The organism is Bacillus velezensis (assembly GCF_001461825.1).
GTDB classification, from domain to species: domain Bacteria; phylum Bacillota; class Bacilli; order Bacillales; family Bacillaceae; genus Bacillus; species Bacillus velezensis.
The window spans coordinates 92,246-115,677 of record NZ_LLZC01000008.1 but is presented as its reverse complement, the minus strand read 5'-3'; the positions used below and the strand labels follow the sequence as shown (position 1 = coordinate 115,677).

Annotated in this window: 26 protein-coding genes, 1 rRNA gene and 1 pseudogene; 9 read left to right on the top strand and 19 right to left on the bottom strand. The window is 47.1% G+C overall.

Annotated elements, in window-relative coordinates:
- Nucleotides 1-178, bottom strand: a 16S ribosomal RNA gene (locus tag AR442_RS03955); the annotation flags it as partial.
- A gap of 229 nt (nt 179-407) precedes the next feature.
- Entirely contained in the window at nt 408-1,292 is an 885-nt protein-coding gene (locus AR442_RS03950) for a nucleotidyltransferase-like protein (protein ID WP_014417244.1), read from the bottom strand.
- A gap of 202 nt (nt 1,293-1,494) precedes the next feature.
- Here AR442_RS03950 and AR442_RS03945 point away from each other — a divergent pair, with 202 nt between their 5' ends.
- Entirely contained in the window at nt 1,495-1,848 is a 354-nt protein-coding gene (locus AR442_RS03945; protein WP_022552794.1) for a YgzB family protein, read from the top strand.
- Nucleotides 1,849-1,882: 34 nt separating this feature from the next.
- Here AR442_RS03945 and perR read toward each other — a convergent pair whose 3' ends face one another.
- Together perR and bcp are read right to left on the bottom strand one after the other, a co-directional pair.
- Entirely contained in the window at nt 1,883-2,320 is a 438-nt protein-coding gene (gene perR, locus AR442_RS03940) for a peroxide-responsive transcriptional repressor PerR (protein ID WP_003155465.1), read from the bottom strand.
- Between the two features lie 124 nt (nt 2,321-2,444).
- A complete protein-coding gene (gene bcp / locus AR442_RS03935; RefSeq protein ID WP_003155466.1) occupies nt 2,445-2,918 on the bottom strand; it encodes a thioredoxin-dependent thiol peroxidase in 474 nt (157 codons plus the stop codon).
- A gap of 157 nt (nt 2,919-3,075) precedes the next feature.
- Between bcp and AR442_RS03930 the strand changes: the two genes are divergently transcribed.
- Together AR442_RS03930 and AR442_RS03925 are read left to right on the top strand one after the other, a co-directional pair.
- Entirely contained in the window at nt 3,076-4,365 is a 1,290-nt protein-coding gene (locus tag AR442_RS03930) for a glutamate-1-semialdehyde 2,1-aminomutase (RefSeq protein WP_007408567.1), read from the top strand.
- A gap of 209 nt (nt 4,366-4,574) precedes the next feature.
- Complete coding sequence (locus AR442_RS03925; RefSeq protein ID WP_007610190.1) at nt 4,575-5,639, top strand: aromatic acid exporter family protein; 1,065 nt, start codon at nt 4,575-4,577, stop codon at nt 5,637-5,639.
- Between the two features lie 79 nt (nt 5,640-5,718).
- Here AR442_RS03925 and AR442_RS03920 read toward each other — a convergent pair whose 3' ends face one another.
- From AR442_RS03920 to fabL, 5 genes and pseudogenes are all read right to left on the bottom strand, one after another.
- Nucleotides 5,719-7,461 carry an ABC transporter ATP-binding protein gene (locus AR442_RS03920; RefSeq protein WP_017419159.1) on the bottom strand — a complete coding sequence of 581 codons (1,743 nt, stop codon included), beginning with the start codon at nt 7,459-7,461 and terminating at the stop codon, nt 5,719-5,721.
- Nucleotides 7,462-7,544: 83 nt separating this feature from the next.
- Nucleotides 7,545-8,075 (bottom strand): nucleoside tri-diphosphate phosphatase, encoded by a 531-nt coding sequence (gene ntdP / locus AR442_RS03915; RefSeq protein ID WP_003155475.1) that lies wholly within the window; start codon nt 8,073-8,075, stop codon nt 7,545-7,547.
- Between the two features lie 135 nt (nt 8,076-8,210).
- Nucleotides 8,211-8,477, bottom strand: a complete 267-nt coding sequence (locus AR442_RS03910; RefSeq protein ID WP_003155476.1) for a YgaB family protein — start codon at nt 8,475-8,477, stop codon at nt 8,211-8,213.
- Between the two features lie 160 nt (nt 8,478-8,637).
- A pseudogene (locus AR442_RS03905) lies at nt 8,638-8,790 on the bottom strand (gamma-type small acid-soluble spore protein); the annotation flags it as partial.
- Nucleotides 8,791-8,873: 83 nt separating this feature from the next.
- The gene (gene fabL, locus AR442_RS03900; protein ID WP_017419158.1) at nt 8,874-9,626 is read right to left on the bottom strand and encodes an enoyl-[acyl-carrier-protein] reductase FabL; all 753 of its coding nucleotides are present in this window, start codon (nt 9,624-9,626) and stop codon (nt 8,874-8,876) included.
- Nucleotides 9,627-9,707: 81 nt separating this feature from the next.
- On the opposite strand from fabL, the gene AR442_RS03895 reads away from it, so the two are divergent.
- The gene (locus tag AR442_RS03895) at nt 9,708-9,932 is read left to right on the top strand and encodes a hypothetical protein (protein ID WP_013351495.1); all 225 of its coding nucleotides are present in this window, start codon (nt 9,708-9,710) and stop codon (nt 9,930-9,932) included.
- A 6-nt stretch (nt 9,933-9,938) separates the two neighbouring features.
- Here AR442_RS03895 and mutY read toward each other — a convergent pair whose 3' ends face one another.
- Complete coding sequence (gene mutY / locus AR442_RS03890) at nt 9,939-11,036, bottom strand: A/G-specific adenine glycosylase (protein WP_053285201.1); 1,098 nt, start codon at nt 11,034-11,036, stop codon at nt 9,939-9,941.
- 225 nt (nt 11,037-11,261) lie between these two features.
- On the opposite strand from mutY, the gene AR442_RS03885 reads away from it, so the two are divergent.
- A complete protein-coding gene (locus AR442_RS03885; protein WP_017419155.1) occupies nt 11,262-12,245 on the top strand; it encodes a metal-dependent hydrolase in 984 nt (327 codons plus the stop codon).
- Here AR442_RS03885 and AR442_RS03880 read toward each other — a convergent pair.
- The 6 genes from AR442_RS03880 to AR442_RS03855 all read right to left on the bottom strand — a co-directional run bounded on the left by AR442_RS03880 (nt 12,242) and on the right by AR442_RS03855 (nt 18,258).
- Complete coding sequence (locus tag AR442_RS03880; protein ID WP_053285202.1) at nt 12,242-14,827, bottom strand: YfhO family protein; 2,586 nt, start codon at nt 14,825-14,827, stop codon at nt 12,242-12,244. The two genes, AR442_RS03885 and AR442_RS03880, sit on opposite strands and share 4 nt — an antisense overlap.
- 36 nt (nt 14,828-14,863) lie before the next feature.
- The gene (locus AR442_RS03875) at nt 14,864-15,844 is read right to left on the bottom strand and encodes a glycosyltransferase family 2 protein (RefSeq protein WP_003155484.1); all 981 of its coding nucleotides are present in this window, start codon (nt 15,842-15,844) and stop codon (nt 14,864-14,866) included.
- 211 nt (nt 15,845-16,055) lie between these two features.
- Nucleotides 16,056-16,916: an alpha/beta fold hydrolase gene (locus AR442_RS03870; protein ID WP_053285203.1), complete on the bottom strand. Its 861-nt coding sequence runs from the start codon at nt 16,914-16,916 to the stop codon at nt 16,056-16,058.
- The gene (locus tag AR442_RS03865; protein ID WP_053285204.1) at nt 16,909-17,244 is read right to left on the bottom strand and encodes an SdpI family protein; all 336 of its coding nucleotides are present in this window, start codon (nt 17,242-17,244) and stop codon (nt 16,909-16,911) included. The genes AR442_RS03870 and AR442_RS03865 overlap by 8 nt, the downstream gene beginning before the upstream one ends.
- A gap of 85 nt (nt 17,245-17,329) precedes the next feature.
- Nucleotides 17,330-17,857 carry an SH3 domain-containing protein gene (locus tag AR442_RS03860; protein ID WP_053285205.1) on the bottom strand — a complete coding sequence of 176 codons (528 nt, stop codon included), beginning with the start codon at nt 17,855-17,857 and terminating at the stop codon, nt 17,330-17,332.
- A 131-nt stretch (nt 17,858-17,988) separates the two neighbouring features.
- Nucleotides 17,989-18,258 carry a YfhJ family protein gene (locus AR442_RS03855; protein WP_003155492.1) on the bottom strand — a complete coding sequence of 90 codons (270 nt, stop codon included), beginning with the start codon at nt 18,256-18,258 and terminating at the stop codon, nt 17,989-17,991.
- 123 nt (nt 18,259-18,381) lie between these two features.
- Here AR442_RS03855 and AR442_RS03850 point away from each other — a divergent pair, with 123 nt between their 5' ends.
- From AR442_RS03850 to AR442_RS03840, 3 genes are all read left to right on the top strand, one after another.
- Complete coding sequence (locus AR442_RS03850) at nt 18,382-18,534, top strand: small, acid-soluble spore protein K (RefSeq protein ID WP_003155495.1); 153 nt, start codon at nt 18,382-18,384, stop codon at nt 18,532-18,534.
- Between the two features lie 144 nt (nt 18,535-18,678).
- Nucleotides 18,679-19,590, top strand: a complete 912-nt coding sequence (locus AR442_RS03845) for a trypsin-like serine peptidase (RefSeq protein ID WP_029973980.1) — start codon at nt 18,679-18,681, stop codon at nt 19,588-19,590.
- Nucleotides 19,553-19,942, top strand: coding sequence for a DUF2606 family protein (locus AR442_RS03840; protein ID WP_053285206.1), 390 nt, complete (start codon nt 19,553-19,555; stop codon nt 19,940-19,942). The genes AR442_RS03845 and AR442_RS03840 overlap by 38 nt, the downstream gene beginning before the upstream one ends.
- Nucleotides 19,943-19,981: 39 nt before the next feature.
- Here AR442_RS03840 and AR442_RS03835 read toward each other — a convergent pair whose 3' ends face one another.
- From AR442_RS03835 to recX, 3 genes are all read right to left on the bottom strand, one after another.
- The gene (locus tag AR442_RS03835) at nt 19,982-21,175 is read right to left on the bottom strand and encodes an MFS transporter (protein WP_025284446.1); all 1,194 of its coding nucleotides are present in this window, start codon (nt 21,173-21,175) and stop codon (nt 19,982-19,984) included.
- 145 nt (nt 21,176-21,320) lie between these two features.
- Nucleotides 21,321-21,635 carry a YfhH family protein gene (locus AR442_RS03830; protein WP_007408553.1) on the bottom strand — a complete coding sequence of 105 codons (315 nt, stop codon included), beginning with the start codon at nt 21,633-21,635 and terminating at the stop codon, nt 21,321-21,323.
- A 6-nt stretch (nt 21,636-21,641) separates the two neighbouring features.
- Entirely contained in the window at nt 21,642-22,433 is a 792-nt protein-coding gene (gene recX, locus AR442_RS03825; protein WP_053285207.1) for a recombination regulator RecX, read from the bottom strand.
- Between the two features lie 91 nt (nt 22,434-22,524).
- Here recX and AR442_RS03820 point away from each other — a divergent pair, with 91 nt between their 5' ends.
- The gene (locus AR442_RS03820) at nt 22,525-23,424 is read left to right on the top strand and encodes a TIGR01777 family oxidoreductase (RefSeq protein ID WP_053285208.1); all 900 of its coding nucleotides are present in this window, start codon (nt 22,525-22,527) and stop codon (nt 23,422-23,424) included.
- Nucleotides 23,425-23,432: the final 8 nt, after the last annotated feature.

Here is a 23,432-nt window from a genome sequence, read left to right as displayed (position 1 = left end):
CATCCGGTATTAGCCCCGGTTTCCCGGAGTTATCCCAGTCTTACAGGCAGGTTACCCACGTGTTACTCACCCGTCCGCCGCTAACATCAGGGAGCAAGCTCCCATCTGTCCGCTCGACTTGCATGTATTAGGCACGCCGCCAGCGTTCGTCCTGAGCCAGGATCAAACTCTCCGATAAAGTAGTTTGACTGACTACGCACATCGCTGTGCGATTTATTTAAAACTTTGAATTAACAGGTACGTTTTGTCTTGTTTAGTTTTCAAAGATCATCTCAACCTCATCTTGAGGCGACTTTTTCAGTATAACATTTCAGAAAGTTGCTGTCAAATGTTTTTTTGTTTTTATTTCTCCGCCGCTGTGAGCTTTTTGTTGAAGCGCATCAGCGACGTTTAATAATATACCATGCCTATGATTCAGCGTCAACACTTTTTTTGAAAGAATATCCTCGATGATATACTTCCTGCCCTTTGGTCTCTATTTGAGATACTTCAACAAAGCCTTTTTCCGTCAGGTAATCAAGCATGACACCAAGATCTTGGGTGAAGTGCAGCAGTTCAGGGTGCTGTAGCAATTCTCCAAACTGCCACATTTCTTTTTCTTTCATCACTTGAAAAAGGTGCGCAGAACCGATTTCAGCTTTTGAATGGATGAGAAAATCATTTGCTAAGAATAATAATTCGAGCCTTTTCTCCAAACTTTCGTGACTCTCGACAAGTTCGGAATATAACTTATATACCTGCGGCTCAATGTGACGGACCTGGTTCCAGACTGTCGTTTCGGGATAAAACCCCCGGTCAATCACTTCTATGCGGGCCAAGTGGTGAAGAGCATGCACTACCGCATAATATGCATCCAGAAAATGATCAGCTTCAAAAAACGCTTTTCCTTCTACAAATCTTCTGATCAGCTTGCCGTATTCCATTCCGATCTTTAATTTCCGCTCGGCGAAAGGAAAAGTGCTGAGCCGGTCATTGAGTTCAGATATATATTCATTGCGGTCAAACAGCACTTTGCCGTTGATGATCCAATCTATGACTCTTCTATTTGTCCCAAGCAGAATCCATTCCTGAAGCAGAGCATCCGTTACAATATGTAAAGAAGCGGTTTTTTGTTCGAATTCATAATGCTTTATAAAAAGAGGTTCATCAGCCTGTTTGACAATGACAAGCATGACCGCATCAAAGTTATCCGTGATGGATGATGCTTTACTCCTTCTCTCAATCATAAGGACGGCCAGCGTATCGGGATGACTTGCTCTTTCTTGGTAAATTGGACGGAGAAGATTGTCCATTACGATTCCTCCAATGCGATTGTTTCACTAGCTATTGTTTCTACATTTCTATGATAAAACATGAAAGTCCTTTTTTCTAAACACATTGCACTATTATAACAAATTTCCTTTCAGGTGCCATATTTATTCTTCCCTTTTCTTACGAAAACATGAAGAATATGCCATCTGTTTTGTGCTATAGTTAAACGAGAGGGGGATGGACATGGCGAAATACTCGAGCAAAATTAATAAGATCAGAACGTTTGCGTTAAGTTTGGTTTTCGTTGGGTTTATCATTATGTACATCGGGCTGTTCTTTAAGCAGTCTGTTTTGCTTGCCAGCTTGTTTATGGTTCTCGGCCTGCTGTCGATCGGGCTCAGCACCGCCGTTTATTTTTGGATCGGCATGCTGTCCACAAAAGCGGTCCGGGTGATGTGCCCCGCTTGCGAGAAAGAAACGAAGATTCTGGGCAGAGTGGATATGTGCATGCATTGCAGAGAGCCGCTTACATTGGATAAAGGATTGGAAGGCAAAGCGTTCGATGAGTCTTATAACAGAAAAAACAGTGTAAAATAAACGAAGCTGACCGTATCAAAGCGGTCAGCTTCGTTTAGTGGTTTTCTTTTTTGGAACATTCTTGGCAGACGCCGTAAATCTCCAAACGGTGGTGGCTTACCTTAAACCCCGTGACGTGAGCCGCAAGCTGTTCCACTTCGTCAAGCCCGGGATAATGGAAGTCTACGATTTTTCCGCAGCTTTCACAAATGGCGTGATAATGGTCAGAGGTGACAAAGTCAAATCTGCTGGACGCATCTCCGTACGTCAGTTCCTTTACAAGCCCCGCTTCCCGGAATACACGCAAATTGTTATACACTGTCGCAACACTCATATTAGGGAATTTCCCTTCCAAGGCTTTATATATATCGTCCGCTGTCGGATGTGCCATAGAATCCACGAGATATTCCAGAATGGCATGACGTTGAGGAGTAATCCGGACTCCCGTATCCTTCAACGTGTCTAAGGCTTCTTTTAATTCATGTGCAGCCATCCGTCATGCACCTCTCTTCTAAAAAAGATTCTTACTTTATAATGTTTATAATTAGTGTACATCTTTTTCCGGTCTCCTGTCAAATGTAATCTGAAGAAAACCCCGTGAGCTCAGCATTTGTCCATTAATTAGACGCAATTTGTTCCAATTCGCGAAGCGCCTCGGCAACGTGATCTTTCACTTTTACCTTTCTCCACTCCTTCACAAGACGGCCTTCTTTGTCTAACAAAAAAGTAGATCGCTCGATACCCATATATTCTTTCCCAAAATTCTTCTTCAGCTTCCACACATCAAAAGCTTCCGCCAGTTTGTGCTCATCGTCAACGAGGAGCTGGAAAGGAAGATCGTGTTTTTGCTTAAATTTTTCATGTTTATCACGGCTGTCAGGGCTTACTCCGATGATAACCGCATCAAGTCCCGCGAAACTTTCGTGCTGATCACGGAAATCACATGCTTCCGTCGTGCATCCGGGTGTCATGTCTTTCGGATAAAAATAGAGAACGACGTACTTCCCTTTAAAATCCGTCAATGCTACTTCTTCCCCGCTGTCATTCACTAATTTCATATCCGGTGCTGTTTGTCCGATTTCAATCGTCATTTCTTATACCTCCGGGTTTTTTATTAAGCGTATCCAATTCACGTTAAGATTACAACCGTTATCCTCCCGCTCTTTTCTGGAAGCATGAACCGTTGTGCTTGCAATGAAGCATGCTACAATAGAACATGATGTAAGGAGATATTAGGAGGGTCATTTTTTGTATACAAAATCAGTTGAACTTCATAAGGAAGCGTTAGAGCATATCGTCGGAGGCGTGAACAGCCCGTCCAGATCCTATAAAGCGGTAGGCGGCGGTTCACCCGTTGCGATGGAAAAAGCGAACGGCGCTTATTTCTGGGATGTAGACGGGAATCAGTATATCGATTATTTAGCGGCTTACGGCCCGATTATTACCGGACATGCCCATCCGCATATTACTGAAGCGATTAAAACAGCGGCTGAAAACGGCGTGCTGTACGGGACGCCGACCAAACATGAGGTCACTTTCGCCAAAATGCTGAAGGAGGCCATTCCTTCACTTGATAAAGTACGATTCGTAAACTCAGGCACTGAGGCGGTGATGACAACGATCCGGGTTGCACGCGCTTATACAGGCCGGACAAAAATCATTAAATTCGCCGGCTGCTATCACGGCCATTCTGATCTCGTACTTGTCGCTGCGGGTTCCGGTCCGTCTACGCTCGGCACCCCTGATTCCGCCGGCGTGCCGAAAAGCATCGCCAATGAGGTGATTACCGTTCCTTTCAATGACATTGAAAGCTACAAAGCCGCGCTGGATAAATGGGGTTCGGAAATTGCAGCGGTTCTCGTCGAGCCGATCGTCGGAAACTTCGGCATCGTTGAACCTGAAGAAGGATTTTTAGAACAGGTAAATGAATTGACCCATAAAGCGGGCGCGCTCGTCATTTATGATGAAGTGATCACGGCGTTCCGTTTTATGTACGGAGGCGCGCAGGATCTTCTTCAAGTGAAGCCTGATTTAACGGCGCTCGGTAAAATTATCGGGGGCGGCTTGCCGATCGGCGCTTACGGAGGCAAAAAAGAGATCATGGAGCAGGTTGCTCCGCTCGGTCCGGCATATCAAGCCGGCACGATGGCCGGAAACCCGGCATCTATCTTATCAGGCATCGCCTGCCTGGAAGTCCTGAAGGAAGAGGGCGTATATGAGCGGCTTGATGAGCTCGGCGCCAGACTTGAGCAAGGCATTCTCGCCCATGCGGAGACACATGGCATTACCATCACCGTCAACCGTTTAAAAGGCGCGCTCACGGTTTACTTCACTGATGAAAAGATCGTCAATTACGAGCAGGCGGAAAATACGGACGGAGAAGCATTCGCCAAGTTCTTCAAGCTGATGCTTGAGCGCGGCATCAATCTCGCTCCATCGAAGTATGAAGCTTGGTTTATCACAACCGCACATACTGAAGAGGATATCGACGCCACTTTACAAGCAGTTGAAGATGCGTTCAGACATATGAAAAAATAACTGCTGAAACAAGCGGGAGCCCGGGGCTTCCGCTTTTTCTTTTTGTCCGATTTGTGAGATAATGGTTTTTTCAAAAAAAGACCTTGAATAATTGGTATGATCCCTGTATATTACTTTATTGTTTAGCAAATCAGCCGACAGGGAAATGTAAGTGTCAGCCGTTCGTTCGGCACATAATTTATTAGAGAAAGGAATGCACGCACAAACCAATGAAACTTGGTGCCCGCATTTTTAAAACAGGGATTGCGATTACGCTCGCGCTCTACTTAGCATCATGGATCGGACTTCCGTCGCCGATCTTTGCCGGGATTGCAGCTATATTTGCCATACAGCCCTCTATTTACAGGTCTTTTCTTATCATTATTGATCAGGTTCAGGCAAATATCATCGGCGCTGTCATCGCTACGGCATTCGGACTGATTTTCGGACCGAGTCCGATTATGATCGGATTGACCGCAGTGATTGTCATCACGATCATGTTAAAACTGAAAATTGAACACACCATTTCGATTGCGCTCGTGACGGTTATCGCAATTTTAGAAACACCGGGAAACAGCTTCCTGACGTTCGCTCTGATACGAACAAGCACCGTTATTTTAGGCGTGCTGTCTTCTTTTATTGTGAACCTTGTGTTTCTTCCGCCGAAATACGAAACGAAGCTGACTCATCATACGGTTGAATATACCGATGAGATCATGAAATGGATCAGGTTGACGATGCGCCAGTCCACGGAACACTCGATATTGAAAGAGGATATTGAGAAGCTGAAGGAAAAGATGATGAAGCTTGATCATACGTACCTTCTTTATAAAGAGGAGAGAAGCTACTTTAAGAAAACGACGTATGTAAAGTCGCGCAAGCTTGTATTGTTCAGACAGGCGATTATTACGGCGAATCGGGCGCTTGATACGCTGAAAAAGCTGCACCGCTATGAAAACGAGATTTATCATATGCCGGAGGAATTTCAGGAGACGCTGACAGAAGAAATTGATTATCTGCTACATTGGCATGAAAGGATTCTGATGCGGACGGTCGGCAAGATCAAACCGCATGATGACGATGCTGAAGAAAGCATAAGATATAAACAGCTTTTGACGAAGTCTTTCTTGAAAAATCAGCAGAACTGCGAGGATGAACTGCTTGATTACAATATGCTCAGCATTATGGCTGCGGTTGCGGAATACCGCGAGCAGCTGGAGCATCTCGATACATTAATTACGAGTTTTCAGACATACCACCCGAAAGACAGCGAATTAGAAACAGACGAAGAGTAACCCGGTGCTTCCGTAAAACCGGGTTTTTTTGCATTCAAAAAAACGTATGCCGCCCATTCGGGCGGCATACGTTTTTGTATCAGTTCAAATTCTGAATCGTAAATAAGTGTCTGTACTGGCCGCCTTGGGCCATTAATTCCTCGTGCGTGCCGGTTTCGACGACGGCGCCGTTTTCCATGACGACAATTTTATCCGCATGCGTAATCGTGGACAGCCTGTGGGCGACGATAAAAGTCGTCCGGTTTTTCGCAAGCTTTTCCATCGCTTCCTGAATGTAGTGTTCACTTTCAAGATCAAGAGCCGATGTCGCTTCATCCAAGATTAACAGCGGCGGATTTTTTAAGAATACACGCGCGATGGAAATCCGCTGTTTCTGCCCGCCTGACAATTTGACGCCCCGTTCGCCGACTTTGGTTTCGTAGCCTTCGGGGAAGTTCATAATAAATTCATGGGCATTTGCCGCTTTCGCTGCCGCAACCACCTCATCCAGAGACGCTCCCGGTTTACCGATGGCGATATTTTCACGAATTGTCTCACTGAACAGAAACGTATCCTGAAGCACCATTCCGACTTGATTGCGGAGGCTTCTCGCTTCATAATCGCGAATATCTGTGCCGTCAATCAGCAGGCTGCCGCCGGATACATCATAAAAACGCGGTATGAGGCTGACAAGCGTCGATTTTCCGCCGCCGCTCATCCCGACGAGCGCGACGGTTTCCCCTTTTGTCACCTTTAAGGAAACGTCCTGCAAAATCGTTTCTTTTCCTTCCTCATAACGGAACGAGACATTTCGGAATTCAACTTCGCCCTTAATGCCGTCAGCTTTTACTGCATTCGGTTTATCAGTCAGTTCATACGGCTCGTCGATAAATTCAAATATGCGGTCCATCGAAGCGATCGACTGGGTCAGCGTCGTCGATGAGTTGATCAATCTTCTGACCGGATTGTACATTCTGTCAATGTAGCCGACGAACGCAACCATCGTCCCTACCGTCAGCGGGCCGTTTATGACAAAATAACCCGCAAACGCGATAACAAGCAGCGGCGCCAAATCCGTAATGGTATTCACGACTGCAAACGTTTTTGCGTTCCAATTCGTATGACGGATCGCTCTGTCCAGAAAATGTCCGTTTTTTTCATCAAAATTGGCTTGTTCATAATCTTCAATGGCAAAACTTCTGATAACGGGCATCCCCTGAACTCTTTCGTGCAAATGTCCCTGAACTTGGGCGAGTGCCTGAGAACGCTCACGTGTCAGTTTTCGGAGGCGGCCGTAAAAGTATTTCACTGAAATTCCGTATAACGGAAACAAAATGACAGATATCAATGTCAGCTTGACATCGAGTGTAAACATAATGCAGATGACGATCAGCACTGTCATCATATCAAGCCAGATATTCATCAGTCCCGTTATGACAAAGTCTTTTGTCTGTTCGACATCATTTATCACCCGGGAAATGACTTCGCCCGTTCTCGTGTTGGCATAAAACCTCAGGCTCAATTTTTGAATATGATCAAACAATACCCCCCTGATATCGTAGAGCACCCGGCTGCCCGTCCATTGCGCGAAGTATTGCCGATAGTACTCTACCGGGGGACGCAGAATTAAAAACAGCACGAACATGATACCCATTATCGTAAATAGCGATAATGTTTTAGCGCTTGCCGTTCCGCTCCCTTGAATAATGTCATCGACCACGTATTTTAACAGAAGCGGGAGAGCCAGCGGGATGGAGAATTTTATGATGCCGATTAACACTGTGATAAAAATTTGTTTTTTATAAGGTTTTACAAATTGCATATAGCGTCTGATTACGCCCACACTTTATCCCCCTCTCTCTTTAAGGCGTGTGAGCCCATGTGAAAAACCTGTTGACACCCCAACAGGTTTTTTTATTGTATTCTTTATTTTGTATAGCGCAGATACCGTTCATACCACATATCAACAAATTCCGGAGCAAACGGTCCTTTCCGCTGATGAATCCAGTGCAGCAGCGTATTCAGATACTCCTTCAGAATGCTGTCGATCTCTTTAGGGTAATTCATTGATTTGCGGTGATCATCGTATTCATCCTCGTCAAGAATGTTATACGTCATATCCGGAAACACCTTGACATCCAAATCGTAATCAATATATTTGATGGCCTCTCCGTCATAAGCGAACGGCGAGCTGATGTTGCAATAATAGTGTACCCCGTCATCTCTCAGCATTCCGATGACGTTAAACCACTGACGGGCATGAAAGTAGCAGATCGCCGGCTCTCTCGTCACCCACGTCCGTCCGTCGGATTCCGTCACCATTGTCCGGTCGTTGGCTCCGATGATACACAATTCCGTACTTTTTAAAATCGTCGTTTCATTCCAAATTCGATGAAGCAGCCCGTTATGCTTATAGCTGTGAATTTGAATGGTTTCTCCTTCCTTGGGATATCCCATATTTCTCCCCTACTTTCTGTAAAGCCCTGCAGTCAATGCAGCCGCAATTGCTTTCCGACAAGTCTTTTCACTATTATAACGTTACGAATTAAAAAATGAAAATAAAAGAACCACTCCGCTTCCGGAATGGCACATTCATTTCTGCACATAGGAAGACGGCTTTTCCGTGCTGCGATAAGACTGGATGACTTGCTCTGTCTGCCTTTGGAATAACTCCTGTATGCCGGCCAGGTCTTTTCGCTTTGTCGCAATTTCGTCCTGTACATTGTCCAGCTTTGCATCTCTTTCCAGACTGATGAGTTCCGCTTCCACCTGCCGGCAGCGGTCAAGTTCTGACTGCAGCTCGAGAAGCTGATCCATGATTTTCATCTGTTCACTTACAAGCTTTTCAAACTCTGACATCGGGTTCCTCCTTAGGCTTTTAGGTTGATACTCCTTACCATTTCGATTTTCCGCCGGAAAACCCTTTGACTCATTCTGTAGAGGAATCACAAGTTTTGTCGTTTCGGCAACAGAAAAAAGCACTTCCATCCGAAGATGAAGTGCTTTTTCGTTTCAGTGATTAGCTGTTTTGCTGTTTATTTTGTTCAGCAGATTGGTTTTGCTTTCTAACCTGCTGCGCATCAGTTTCACTGGCGAATTCAGTGCCGAATTGACCCTGACCGGAAGCTGATTGCTGGTTTTGTCTTTTCACCTGCTGAACGTCTGTTTTGCTGAATTTTGAGTTTGCCATTGTTATCACCTCCACGCACTTTAGAATGCGCAGGAGATGATAAGGCTATTCATCTTTTTTAAAACTTATACGAGCAGAGAGCGTCCGCCGTCAATTATGATGGTCTGACCGCGGATCATGTCCGCTTTTGAAGAAACTAAAAACTCCACCGTATCGATCATATCTTTAATTTCGACCATTCTGCCGGCCGGCGTATTTTGGCGGGCATCTTCCAGCAGTTCATCTCTGTTAGGGAAATGCTTCAGCGCGTCCGTATCAATCGCTCCGCCTGACACCGCGTTTACGATGATATTTTTCGGAGACAGCTCAACCGCCAGATAACGGGTTAACGATTCTAAAGCGGCTTTTGAGACACCGACCGTCGTATAGTTTTCAAGATAGCGGATGCTGCCGAGCGAGCTGATGCTGACGATGTGGCCGCCTCCGTTTTTCTCCATCATCTTTGCCGCTTCCTGGGCGCAGAAAAGCAATGCTTTGGCATTGATATTCATCGTCCAGTCCCAGTGTGTTTCTTCGAGTTCCATAACCGGTCTCAGCACGCCTGAAGCCGCATTATTGACGAACACGTCCAGTCTGCCGAATGTTTCGTCAATCTGGCGGAACATGTCTTTGATTTTTGCCGGCTGGCCGACATTGGCTTTAATGACGAGCGTTTTAACGCCGAGTTTTTCAATTTCTTCGGCGGTTTCTAATGCCGCTTTTTTACTGCGGGCGTAATTGATGACGATGTTGTATCCTTTTTCCGCGAGTCTGATGGCGGCTGCTTTCCCGACGCCGCGGCTGCTTCCCGTGACCAGTGCGCATTTATTTTGTTCCATTTTTCCTCAGCTCCTTGCTGTGTATAGTTCTTTTCATTCAACAAACAATAAAAGCAATATGTGTTGAAAGGGGTCTTTTATATGTATGTCGGACGTGATATGGGCGAATTGGCCATGATGCCCAAAAAAGATTGGAAAGATTCAGAGCTCGCCTATTTCCATCATGCCTTCCAGCAAATTATGCCGTATTTAAACGAAGAAGGCCAGTCCAAATACCGGGAACTGATTCAGGAAATCGAAGCCCGCGGCGGACTGAAACGGAATGAAGCGGATTACGGCCACGGCACTCGCGTCAGCTATGACTGACGCTTTTTACAGGCGGCCGCTTTCTTCCGCCATTTTCCATATCTTTTGATGGGAAACGGGAAATGCGTATTCCTCGAGCTCCTCTTTTGTGACCCGTATGAGTTCCGTTGTATCCGACACTTGTTTTACTTTACCGAAAAAGACCGAAATATTCCAGACGAGATGGGTGAAAACATGTTCTACGATGCCTTCCAGCTCCCCGATTTCAGCGGTTGTTCCCATCTCTTTTTCTAAATAGGCTTCAAGCTGCTCTCTTTCGGTTTTGATTCCTTTCTGGGTTTCGGTATTCGGAAACTCCCACAAGTTGGCGAGCAAGCCTTTTGGCGGCCGTTTATGAATATAGACATCGCCTTGATCGTCTGTCAGCACAACGGCTGCCATTGTTTTTATTCCGGGCTTTTTCTTTTTGCTTTTAACGGGCAGCTCCCGCTCTGTCCCTTCCGCAAATGCCGAACAGTGCTTTTGTACGGGGCAAAGCAGACAGGACGGCGATTTCGGGGTGCAGATGATCGCGCCGAGCTCCATTAAACCCTGATTGAATTCAGATGGTTTTTCATGAGAAATGAAAGCGGATACCGCCTGTTCGAAAATGGTTCTCGTTTTAGGTTTTGCGATATCGTCCCATATGGAAAGAATTCTCGACATGACACGCATCACATTGCCGTCTACGGCGGGAATCGGTTTGTTGTATGCGATGCTGAGCACGGCGCCTTTTGTATAAGGGCCGACGCCTTTCAATCCGCCAAATTCCTTTTCCTCGGCAGGGACGACTCCCCCGTATCGCTCATGCACTTCTTTTACGGCACTTTGCAGATTTCTTACACGGGAGTAATAACCTAGCCCTTCCCAGGCTTTGAGCACTTTTTCCTCATCAGCTTCAGCGAGCGCCGAAACGGTCGGAAATTGCTCAACAAACCGCCGGAAATAAGGGATAACGGTTTCTACGCGCGTCTGCTGCAGCATCACCTCTGACACCCACACCCGATACGGGTCCTGATTTTCTCTCCACGGCAGAATTCTCTGTTCTCTTTCGAACCATGTAATTAAGTCCTCGCGAAATTTGTCTATATCTTTTTGTTTCATTTTTTCTTCAAGTGCGTTCATATCTTCTCCTCAGATGTTTCGGGTTCCGCTTTTCTTGACACCGTATTTTGGTGTAAACTTAGGGCACGTTACGATAATATGTTACATTAAATAGTGATAAAGAAAAAGCGGAAACATATGAGAACGGCGGATAAACGCCATGATTGGGCAAACAGAAAATGGGGAATATCTTATAATGCGAAATATGCGGGCGACTGATTTTTAACGCCTGCTAGGAGGTCAACAATGGATACTGGCACTCACGTTGTCATGGGTATCGCGCTTGGCGGAATCGCAACTCTTGATCCTGCCGTCGGCATGCACACCCCCATGTCTCAGGCAGTTATGATCGCCGCTCTTGCCGGCTCTCAGGCACCTGATATTGATACCATATTGAAGCTGAAAAATAATGCCGTTTATATTCGAAATCATAGAGGGTTCACGCACTCCATTCCCGCCGTATTATTTTGGTCCGTTCTGATTCCGGGTATTTTGTTTATGTTTTATCCGGAAGCGAACTTATTGCACCTGTGGCTGTGGACGCTTCTGGCTGTCGTTTTGCATGTGTTTGTTGACATTTTTAACGCGTACGGCACGCAGGCCATCCGCCCGTTTTCGAGAAAATGGATCGCTCTCGGTTTAATCAATACCTTTGATCCGTTTATTTTCGTCAGCCATTTGGCCGCGATTGCCGTGTGGTATATCGGAGGTCATCCGGGCGTGACATTTCTGATGCTTTATATCATCCTCGCAGGATATTACGCCGTCCGGTTTTTGATGCAGCTGCGGATAAAGCGAAGGCTGCGCGAGATGATTGAAGAGGAGATTGAAACCATCATTATTTCGCCGACGATGAAATTCAGGCAGTGGCGTATCGCCGTGACGACGGCGCATGCCTTTTATGTCGGCAGAAGCCTTGACGGCCATGTCGTGATATTGGATACATTCAACCGCGTGCCCGTTCCGGAAACCGATGTGATGAAGGCCGCGAAACAGGACGAAAATATTGCAGCCTTTCTTTCCTTTTCCCCCGTTTACAGGTGGGAGGTCGATACCTTTAAAGATCATTATGAGGTGCGCTTTATTGATTTGCGCTACCGAAGCAAAGGCCACTATCCTTTTGTCGCCATCGTCCATCTCAGTCATGATTTAGAGCTTCTCTCTTCTTACACGGGCTGGATTTTCAGCGAGGAAAAACTGCAGAAAAAATTAAAGCTCGGCTCTGTTTAAGAGCCGGGCTTTTTTTGTCTTCTCACATATATAGCGGCAAACACGAGGCTGATTACCGATAGAGCGGCCGCGGGTTTAAAAAACGGCGGGTAATACGTTAATTGAATATCGTTTTTTCCTTTTTGCGCTTTAAATCCGATAAAGGAATAATCCGCTTTTTCAATTTGCTCTTTTCTGCCGTTTATCTTCAGCTCCCAGCCTTTTTCATATGGAATCGGAAGCATGATATACGGCGCGCGGGTTTTGTTATCATACGAGATATGAAGCGTATTTCCGCGCCAGCTGAGATCGGCCGGCGGTTCTTTTTCCGCTTTTCGGTATGCGCTTTTCAGCGTATCGTACCGTTCTTCATAAAGCGCCAGTCTGTCAAGCTGATACGATCCTTTCGGCAGACGGATTTGGATGTTTTTTGTTTTCGGCACTCTCACAGTAAGATCGTTGACACCTGTTTTGTAAATGGATTGATTCGATTTTCTCGTTGTCGTGTAATCGTTCACTTTTAATGTAAAGCCCTGGTCCTTCGCTTTATTCTTCAAATAAAAGCTGACGTAATAATCGCCGCCGTCCATCTTAGCGGCTTGCGGCTTAATGATCAGGCCGCCGCCGTCTTCGTTTACCGTCAGGATGCCGTTATGATAATCGCCATGTTCGGCCGCTACCTCTGCATGGCGGATCATATTTTTCGCCTCAGGCGCTTTTTTCGTGTTGGTTGTGCTTGATTCCGTGACGATCCCGTCAAGCATTGCCCGTTCCCTGGCAAGGGCGGGCGCTTTTTTCAGACCGCCCTCGTTATATACGCGATCGGCTGTCCGTACGAACGGAAGCATATATTGATTTTGATAAACCGCATAATGGGATGATTCCATGATTTTTTTGAACCCGTACGGCACGCCGGCCTCGTTTGCTTTTTCCGTCATATAATATTTTCCGTAAAGCAGGCTGTATAAATTAGCCCTGTTTCCTAATGTCGCATAGCGGCTGACGCTTTCTCTGCCCATGTCAATCCGGAGGTCGTTCCAGTAAAAGGACAGCAGATTGCGGTTCAGTATGCTTGAGTATACGCTGAATCCGTTGAATCCGTATATGATCGGGGTGTTATTGAAAACACCGTTCATCCAATCTAAACGGGCAAACGGATCAGGGTCTTTTGCTTTCAGACGCTGAATGAGCTCTGATTGCTCTTTGCCTTTATAGTCAGCACCCGTCATAAATGTATGCGATACCGTATAAATCTTCCCGCCTTCTGATAAAGCATATTTTTCATATGTATTAGCCGTAAGCACCGCCGTAAGCAAAATGACGGCATAGACGGCGGGCACCGCGCCTTTCAGTCTTGTCTTTGCTGCGAAGAAAGCGGCTATGGTCAGCACCAGAAGAAGAATGACGGGCAGATTGGCGTGATCAGAAATATCCAGACTGTACCGCCTCACCTGGCTCCAATAGAGCAGAACGACGAGTACGGCGGACATCAGCATACTCTTCATGCTGATGTCTGAAAGCTTAGAAAGCCCGGCTGAAACCGTTCCGGCAATCGTGAAGCACAGGACGTATTCAAACCTGTTCTGCGGAGCTGAAAAGCCGTTAAAGGCACTTGCCGCGAACGGGCTGAAGTGAAACAGAATATACAGCAGACTGATTCCCGCAAACAGCCGGAACAAGCGGTTTTTGTATAAAGAAAATGTAAATAGAAAGAGCAAAAAAGCCGCCGGCAGGATGATAATCCGGCTTGAAAATAAAATGTTGTCGGAAAAATCAAGCCATGCAATATGCTCTGAATACGGCGGCCGCAGATTATGAAGGTATCCGTATACGACAGGAATAAAAGAAACTGCGCTTATGCCGAACCCGAGAAGACCCGACAGAATAAATATCCTGCATTGAGTGAGTCTTTTCGCCTCATTGCCTTCAAGGGGGATCACCCACCTGAATAAGATATAAATGCCGATGAAAATCAGATTAATATACGCAAAATAAAAGTTGTTGATCAATGTCAGCGCACAGGCGAAGATAAACCACGACGGCTTTTTTTCCCTGATGATTTTTTCCGCGCCGAGCACGAGCAGCGGCAGCCACACCATACTGTCAGTGAAAAAGTCCCAATATACCTCATGCCGGAAGTAGATAATCGAGACCCCGTACAACACGGCGCCGGTAAAAGCAGGCACCGTCCGTTTGACGAAATAACGGAACACACACGCCGCCGTGAATATGATAAAACTCTGCTTGGCGATGCTGATAAAAACGGAGGCCTGCGCCCAGAACAGCGCATCAGCCTCGCCCGTCAGCTGAATAAGCTGCAAAAAGCGGACAGCGGCGGAGATAAACAGGAATAGAAATGAAGTAGAGAAATAATAGCCGAGCTGACTGTACACGCCCCCGCCCAGTCCGAACGAATAGCTGTAAAACAGCCTGCCGTTCATATATTGATCAAACAGCAGCTTTTTGAAGACCGCCATTTGGGCGATCCCGTCTCCAGACCCCGTCATATAGCGGCCTGCCGACCACTCTTTTAAGAAAAAAATATGAGCGGCTGCCGCAGCCAGCACACAGGCTGCCGGCAAGATCCATTTATTTTTTTTCATACAACGTCCCCAGACCCTGCGCACAGCGGCGGCTGTTTAATGGTTCCACTTGCGCTTTTTTGTATAATTCGTTTCATTTTGTTCTCCGTATGTTATATTCGCTTCTTTAATTAAATAGTGCGGGCGTTTTTTTGTTTCATAGTAAATCCGGCCGATGTATTCTCCGATGATGCCGAGACTCAAAAGCTGGATGCCCCCTAAAAACAGCACGGCGGAAATAATGGTGAAGTATCCGGGTACGGACACGCCGTGTGTCAGAATATGAACAAAGGTCGTTACAATATAAACCATCGACAGAAGCAATATCAGAATACCGGTGAAAAAGCATACCCTCAGGGGCTTGTTGTTGAAGGAGACGACCCCGTCCATTCCGTAGTTGAACAGATTGCTGAATGACCATTTGGACGTGCCGTTCTTCCTTTCGACATTTTCATAAAATACGATTTTCTGGTCAAACCCGATCCAGCAGAACAGCCCTTTCGAGAAACGGTTCCCTTCACTCAGCTTCAAAAGGGCATCAACGGCCTGCCGGCTCAGCAGGCGGAAATCTCCGACCCCGTCACGCAGGTCCACTTCGACGGCTTTGTTGATAAATTTATAATACAGGGAAGAAAGCACGGAACGCACGGGGCTGTCCCCTTTTCGGTTGCGCTGCGCGATGACTTGGTCATACCCTTCTTCATAGCCTTGAATGAAGTCTTTCAGCAGATGGGTCGGATGCTGCAGATCGGCGTCCATCACGATTACCGCTTCGCCCTGCACGTGTTCAAATCCTGCCAAAATAGCCGCTTCTTTCCCGAAGTTGCGGGAAAAAGATATGTATTTGACGCGATGGTTTCTGGCGGCCAGTTCTTTAATCTGCTGAAGGGTGTCATCCGCGCTTCCGTCATTGATGTAGAAAATTTCATAGTCATAATGAATCGTCTGAAACTCTTTTTTTAAAGATTCATGGATGAGCTTGACATTGTTCCCTTCATTGTAAGACGGAATAATAATTGAGATTAACCTTTGTTTCATGAAGGCACCTTCTTTGTATTATTCTTTTTTTAGGACGTCCTTAAAGGAATTGTCCGCAAAACTTCAGTAAGGCTTTTCCTTTTTTTAATGACGTTTAAACCCTTTTTTTGTTACAGGGAAAGAAAATTTTTTTCTGCATATGGTTTATATTTTGTCATGTTTTTCGGCAGATATGAGAAAAAAAAGAAAAAGTCTGTACGCGGGACAGACTTTATTGCTGAAGGTATTCGTGAATCAAATGACTGACGATGCGCGGTTTTTCGTGAATGACCCAATGTGAGGCATCGTCTATAAAGATTAAGTCGCCGTTTGGAATCATCCGTTTTGTTTCCTTGGCAAGCTTTTTGCTCAGCGCGCGGTCATTGACGCCCCATATTAATCGGTACGGAACGGGCATTTTAAGCGGAACGGCAGGGCCTAAACCGCCGGCTCTGATCGCCCGGTACCAGTTCAGCATCGCCGTGAGCGCTCCTTTTCTGCCCCATGCTTCTTTGTAGCTGCCGATATCTTCCCGTGAAAAAAGCGCCGGGCGTTCGGATAAGCCGATCGCGTGATCCAATACGCGGTAATCGTCTTCAGACAATCTCCGTTCCGGCTTTTCCGGAAGCTGAAAGAACGCGATATAAGAGCTTTTCTTCCACTGCGGCGGGTAGAACGGTGTAACCTTCCGCATAACCGCCGGATGCGGGATATTGACCGTGATCAATTTTTCAACGTATTGCGGCCGCGTGGATGCCAAATGCCAGGCCACGGCTCCTCCCCAATCGTGGCCGATGACGACGGCTTTTTCATCTGTAAAATGCGTGATCAGCCCGATAATGTCGTCTCTGAGCGTATCAATGGTATAGTTTTCAATGCCCTCCGGTTTGTCACTGAGATTATAGCCGCGCTGATCAGGCACGACAACATGATATCCGGCATCCGCCAGCGGTTTGATCTGGCTCTTCCAGCCGTACCAGAATTCCGGAAACCCGTGCAGCAGCACCGCCAAAGGACCGTCTTTCGGACCGGCTGAAGCCGTGTGCAGCGTCACTCCGTTTGTTTCGATCATGTGAAACGTAATGTCATTCATCGATTCTCCTCCCCGTTTGTTTCAATCTTCTTTCTGTTAAGACGATGATCAGTACGCTGATCGCAATCAACAATACGGCCTGAACGATCAGGGCGAACGGCTGAGTCAGCCGGATAAGCAGGCTGCCCGCAAATCCAGCTGCCGCCGAAATAAGGCCGAACAAAATCATGAGGAGCGCACTGAATCGATTGCCTTCTCTCCACTGCGACTCATCCGCCATAGAGCGCTTCGTCCGATATCCGTACAGGCTGTTGATCGACTTCGGCGGAAAAAATGTGACTGAAATGCCGGCTGCAGCCATCAGAAGGCCGCCGATCACCATTATCATATCCCTCACTCTCCTTTTCATCTTTTACGAAAGGAAAGGCGGAAGGTTTCAGAAAAAAAGCAGGCTCATTCGCCTGCCTGAATCTTTATTTTTGAGTTAAGTCGGCCGTTTTCACATAACCTGCTTTCCCGCCGTATGTGACGTACGCCCATTTACGGTCAAACCCTCCGTCATGGCTGAACCCCCAGCCGAGCACATTGACGGTTTCACCCGCTTTAACGGACCTTTGTTTGCCGGTTTCCAAAGTCGGCGTATAAAAAGCGGTTTGTTTCGCCGTCACCGCCTTCACCGGCTGCTTCATCAGAAAATGTGTGGAGATATAGGCTTTGTGACCTTTGTAGTCAATCTCAGCCCAATCTGCTCCTTGAAGCCGTTTAACCTTTACGGAATCCTCTGAACGAAGCGTGCCGATAATCGCCCCTTGTTTATTTGGTTCTTTGCGGACGTTAAGTTCTCCTGCTTTCACGATATATGTATCTGCTGCGGTGTCTATTTTTGTCTGGTGAACTGCTGCGGCATTCGCTGCCGGATCGAAAAAAACGGTGCCTGCGGCTAAAAATAAGCAAAGTCCTGCGGCCGGAATAAATGCGGTTAACCCCTTTTTCATGTTCATTGTGGTTCCTCCCCGCTATTTTATAAGTTATTACACATTTCCACATTCCGCGGGTCGTCAAACATGATTTTCCCATTTCTTTTATAAAAAGAAAAAACCGCCGGAATATATCCGGCGGGCGCACTGCTATGTTAATGCAGGAGGCCCCTGCTTTGATCCAAATAATGAGAAACGTCTTCCCGAACGCTCTGGAACATATGGAGCTTGCTGCCGTATGATTCGATCCATTCCTTGACGACGCGTTCCGTCATTTGCTCTCCTTGATACGGGCGGCCGGCTTTTGCGTAAGTCGCTTCGAAATCTCCCCATAAAAGCTCAACCCAAGTTCGCGCTTGCAAATAGCTGAGCATGTCATTTTTCTCAAGCAGCAAATTCGTCAGTTTGTCGATATATGTATTCATGTCTCTGTCTCCTTTCCTTGGGAAAACCTGCTGCTTTTACGCAGCTTGTCACAGGCATATACTAACTTTACGTCTTCAGTCCAGAAGGCGCAACCTTTTGATATTGGCCGAGGGGGAAAACAAATGGTCCGGAACAAGGCAAAAGGATTTCCTAATCAGAACAATAATAAGTTTGAAGGCGAACCGCGTGCAAAGGATGACTACGCTTCTAAACGGGCGGACGGTTCAATTAATTCGCACCCGCAAGAGCGCATGAGAGCTTCAGGCAGACGATAACACACACCGTAAGAGACCGGGAATGATCCGGTCTCTTTTTTGCGGAGAAAAACATTCTTTTGAGGTCATAACGCTAAATAAATTCCATAATATGTTAAATGTTCAACCGAAAGCCGGTAGACAAAAAAGGAGGGGTTTTATAAAATGAAGACAGTTTCAAAACGATTGCTGAGCCTTACCGCATTCTTACTGTCAGTTTCATTATTTGCTGTTTCAGCAGAAGCAGAGGGCAGTCCGCAGACATCTGTATCAAACAGCGGTGAGGAGTTTGACGCACATCTGAATCAGCCTGTACAAACAACACAGACATCCCCCGCTTATGAAGGAACGGGCCTCACCAAAAGACAGCTTGCACAAAACAGCAAAGCTGACATCAAGTCATTAAAGCCTTCCAGTATTATTGGGACAGACGAACGAATCAGAATTTCTCCTACAACATCATTTCCATATCGCGCGACAGCACAGCTGACCGTTACATACAGCGGCAGCACAAGCACTTACGGATGCACCGGTTTTTTTGTCAATGCCGACACGATCGTTACGGCGGGACATTGCGTGTATGATCAGAAAAACGGCTGGGCATCGAAAATTACGGCAGCTCCCGGCCGCAACGGGTCATCGTACCCGTACGGCTCTTATTCAGGCAAGACATTCTACAGCGTCAAAGGGTGGACAGAAAACGGTGACACAAACTACGACTACGGCGCAATCAAAGTAAACGGGTCGCCCGGGAATACTGTCGGCTGGTACGGCTACCGGACGACCAACAGTTCCAGTCCGGCCGGGCTTTCCTCAACCGTGACAGGGTATCCGTGCGACAAAGTGTCCGGTTCCATGTGGTCGGACAGCAAGCCGATACGTTCTGCCGAGACATATAAACTCACCTACACGACAGATACGTTCGGCTGCCAGAGCGGATCGCCCGTTTACCGCAATTACAGCGACACCGGCCAGACCGCCATTGCCATTCATACAAACGGCGGGTCGTCTTATAATCTGGGAACAAGGGTGACAAACAGTGTATTCGACAACATTCAATATTGGTCAAATCAATAAAGCTTTTGTTTTCTTGCTCGCCGCGGCCGTTTTATGCGGATGCGGCAAAGCGGATGATTCCGCCGCCAAAAAAGCACTGCCCGTTACGCTCCATGTTGAGGATGCAGACGGTTCACCGGCGGCCGGTGTGACGGTCACCGTGATGAAAGCGGCGGAGTCAGATCATCAGCCGAATATAGACCGCGGAGAGATAATAGGCAAGACTGATCACCACGGCGATATTGCATGGAAAAGCGGCGCGAAAGGAACCTATGCCGTCGTTTTTGAAAAAGACGGGGTACCGGAAACCCGGAATATTTCCTTAGCTGAGAGTGATAAACATACGGTGATCAGCATTACATTGAAACACTGAAAAAAGCTTGCAGGCGGAATATCCCCTGCAAGCTTTTTGTTATCCTTTATGCACTTGGTATTCATAGACATCTTTCTTCTCAGACAGATGAGCGAACGTGGAAAGCACAAGGCCGAGAGCCGTCATCAGCGCACCGCCGGCAAACAGCCATGAGTAAGATCCCGTTCCCCCGAGAATCAACCCGCCGATCCAGGCGCCGAGCGCGTTTGCCAGGTTAAAGGCGGAAACGCTCACCGCAGCGGCGATTGTCGTGCCGTTTTCAGAGGAAGAAATAACCTTGGTCTGCAAAAGCGGCGGCGTGCCGAACGCACATGCGCCGAATAAAAATGTCGCTGAAACGGCGGCGGCTGGAAAAACGGCGATATAAGGGAAAATCGCCAAGACGCCGATCAAGCCGATCATCACACCGATCATCGTGCGCGTCAGCAGTTTGAGCGGCACTTTGCCCGCGAAAAAATTCCCCGCCACTCCGCCGAGACCGTAGGCAAATAATGCGCCTGTAATGCCGACTGTGCCGAACCCCGCTGAATCTCTTAAAATCGGCTCAATAAACGTGTAAGCGATAAATACGCCTGAGTAGCCGAGAATGGTGATCGCAAAGGAAAAAATCACTTGTTTATGCTTAAAGACACTCCATTCATTCATCAGCATCGGGATCACTTTCGGTTTCCGGTTCGGCACGACCAGCATCAGTCCGATCAGCCCGATCATGCCTAAAACGGAAATAATGAAAAAGACGGCCCGCCAGTTAAGGGCATCCCCTAAATAAGAGCCGAACGGGACACCGAGCATCAGCGCCACGGTTAATCCGCCGTTCATGGAAGCCGCGGCGGCGGAACGTTTTTCAGGCGGCACCATTTCACTCGCAAACACCATGGCGATCGCAAAAAAAGCTCCGTGGATGGATGCGGATAAAATTCTGGAAATCGCCAGCACGGCGAAGTTTGGCGCAAAGACGCTCATCAGGTTGGCAAGGACGAAGATGCCCATCAACCCTAGCAGCACCGGCTTTCTCGGCAGCTTAACCGCGATAATGGTTACGATCGGGCCCGTCAGGCAGACGCTTGCCGCGTACGCCGTAACAAGCATGCCCGCTGAAGATACATGTATATGAAAGTCATCGGCAATCGACGTCAGAATACCCATGACAGCATATTCCGTATACCCGATGGAAAATGTGCAAATCATTAAAACAAAAATCATTAATTTCACAGATGGCTGTTTCATTTTGATATTCAACGCGAATCGCCTCCTTTTTATTAAAAAAAACAACGAATTCCATCTTAAAAGATATCAAAAATGAATTCAATCATTTTTTACTGAAAGGTTGAAACGAATGTGCCCGAAAAGAAAAAGAGGCCGGAACCGGCCTCTTTTGTTATTTTTTTTCTTTTAAAACGGAAATCGGCAGTGCTTCTTCCCCGTCAGACGGGGAAGATCTGTGTCCCCAGGCGAATACGCCGTTGATGTAATCAATGCGGAAAGTGTCATCAGAACCTTCTATCTGATACACCCCGCCGGGCCGAAAGTCTTCCGGGTTCAGCATGTAAGCTTTGGCCATCGTAATTTTCCGTTCAAGCACGGCCAGTTCATTTACAATGCCCATCTGTTCCGCCTTTCGCGCTTTTTCCGTCAGCCCCGCAATTTCGGTCTGTAGTTCATGAGGCGTCATTTGACTGTATCGTTTGTCCATTTCAGTTTACTCCTCTTCCTGCAAGAATTGATCAATATCGTCAATCGAGAATCCTTTTCTGAATAAGTACTGTTTGACCTTCATTCCGCTTTCATAACTGCCGTCATAGCGGTATTTCCTGATCGCTTTTTCCGCATGAGCCTTCAGAGCTTCCATCTCGGCTTCATCATCATTTTCATACTCCGTCTGTTCCAGAGCGGCATTGATGACGTCGAAAGGGAAACCTTTTCGCTGAAGCTGCATCTGCGCCCGCTGTCTGATCTCTTTTGTGGACAGCTTTTTGTCTTTTTTGAGGATTTTGCCGATATGTTTCAGCGCTTCTTGTATTTGCTCATCAAATGTAAACGCGCTGAGCGTCTCCTTGATGGTATCGTCGTCTATTCCTTTCGCTTTCAGCTCGCGGAACAGGACGTCAGGGCCTTTGCCGTTTGTTTTTTTGTGGGTGCTCGCATAAGCTTCCGCAAATTCTTTGTCATTTAAGTAGCTGTAATCGTACAGTTTATGGATGACTTCAGAAATGACCATATCCGGTGTTTCTTTTTTCTTCAGATGATCCCGGACTTCTTTTTCAGAGCGCATCCGGTATGATAAAAATTCTACGGCGCGGTTAAAGGCTTTTTTCACGTCATCGCCGTGCTGGATTTCAAGAATGTCAAGCTCGTCGAGTTCTTTCCCTTTTTTCAGGTCAAAACGCACAAGCACGTCGGCGTCGACGCTGAATGCATATTTCTCATCAAGAAAGATGTTGAAGCGCTCGGTATTTTTCTTTTGGGTCGATATTTTTGTAATAAACGGCATCCCGGTCTCCTTTCCCGCCCCGATGTTCAGGCGTTTTTCTTTTTGGCAAATGAGGTACAGTATATATATCAACGTGTAAGGAGAGATGGATATGAATATCGCGATGACAGGCGGCACCGGTTTTCTGGGCCGGCATCTGACAGGTGTGTTGACCCGCCGGGGACATCATGTCTATATTTTATCAAGAAAACAGAGAGAAACCGAACAAAAAAATGTGACATATGTTCAATGGCTGGCCGAAAACGCGGCGCCTGAGCGCGAGCTTCCCCCTATTGATGTATGGGTGAACCTCGCCGGCAAATCCATCTTTGACCGCTGGACGGACACAACGAAGGAACAAATCATCTCAAGCAGAATAGAAGCGACGAGAGAAGTCAGACGGATTATGAAGCAGCAGCCGAAAAAACCCCGGGCTTTGATTCAGGCCAGCGCCGTCGGCATTTACGGCACAAGCACAGAGAAAACATTCACCGAACAGTCCGATACGTCAAATGAAGACTTTCTCAGTCATACGGCTCATATGTGGGAACGTGAAGGCCAGAAAATTGAAGCGCTCGGCATCCGGACGGTATATGCCAGATTCGGGGTGATGCTCGGTGAAAAAGGCGCCCTGCCGCTCATGGTTCTCCCTTATAAGCTGTTAGCCGGCGGCACCATCGGCTCTGGACGGCAATGGCTGTCATGGGTTCATGTGGATGACGCCGCGGAACTTATTGCTTTTGTGGCGGAGCATGATGACTTGTCCGGTCCCATGAATGTGACATCGCCGAACCCCGTAGAAATGAAGCAATTCGGAAAGACGATCGCAGGCGTCCTGCACCGCCCCCATTGGATTCCCGTACCGGAACTTTTTCTGGAGAAGGCCTTGGGAGAAATGAGCCTGCTGATCGTAAAAGGCCAGCGCGCCCTGCCTAAGCAGGCGCTGACATCCGGTTTTCAATTTACGTATGGAGAGCTTGATTTCGCTTTAAAGGATCTCTTATCTGCATAAAAACGGAA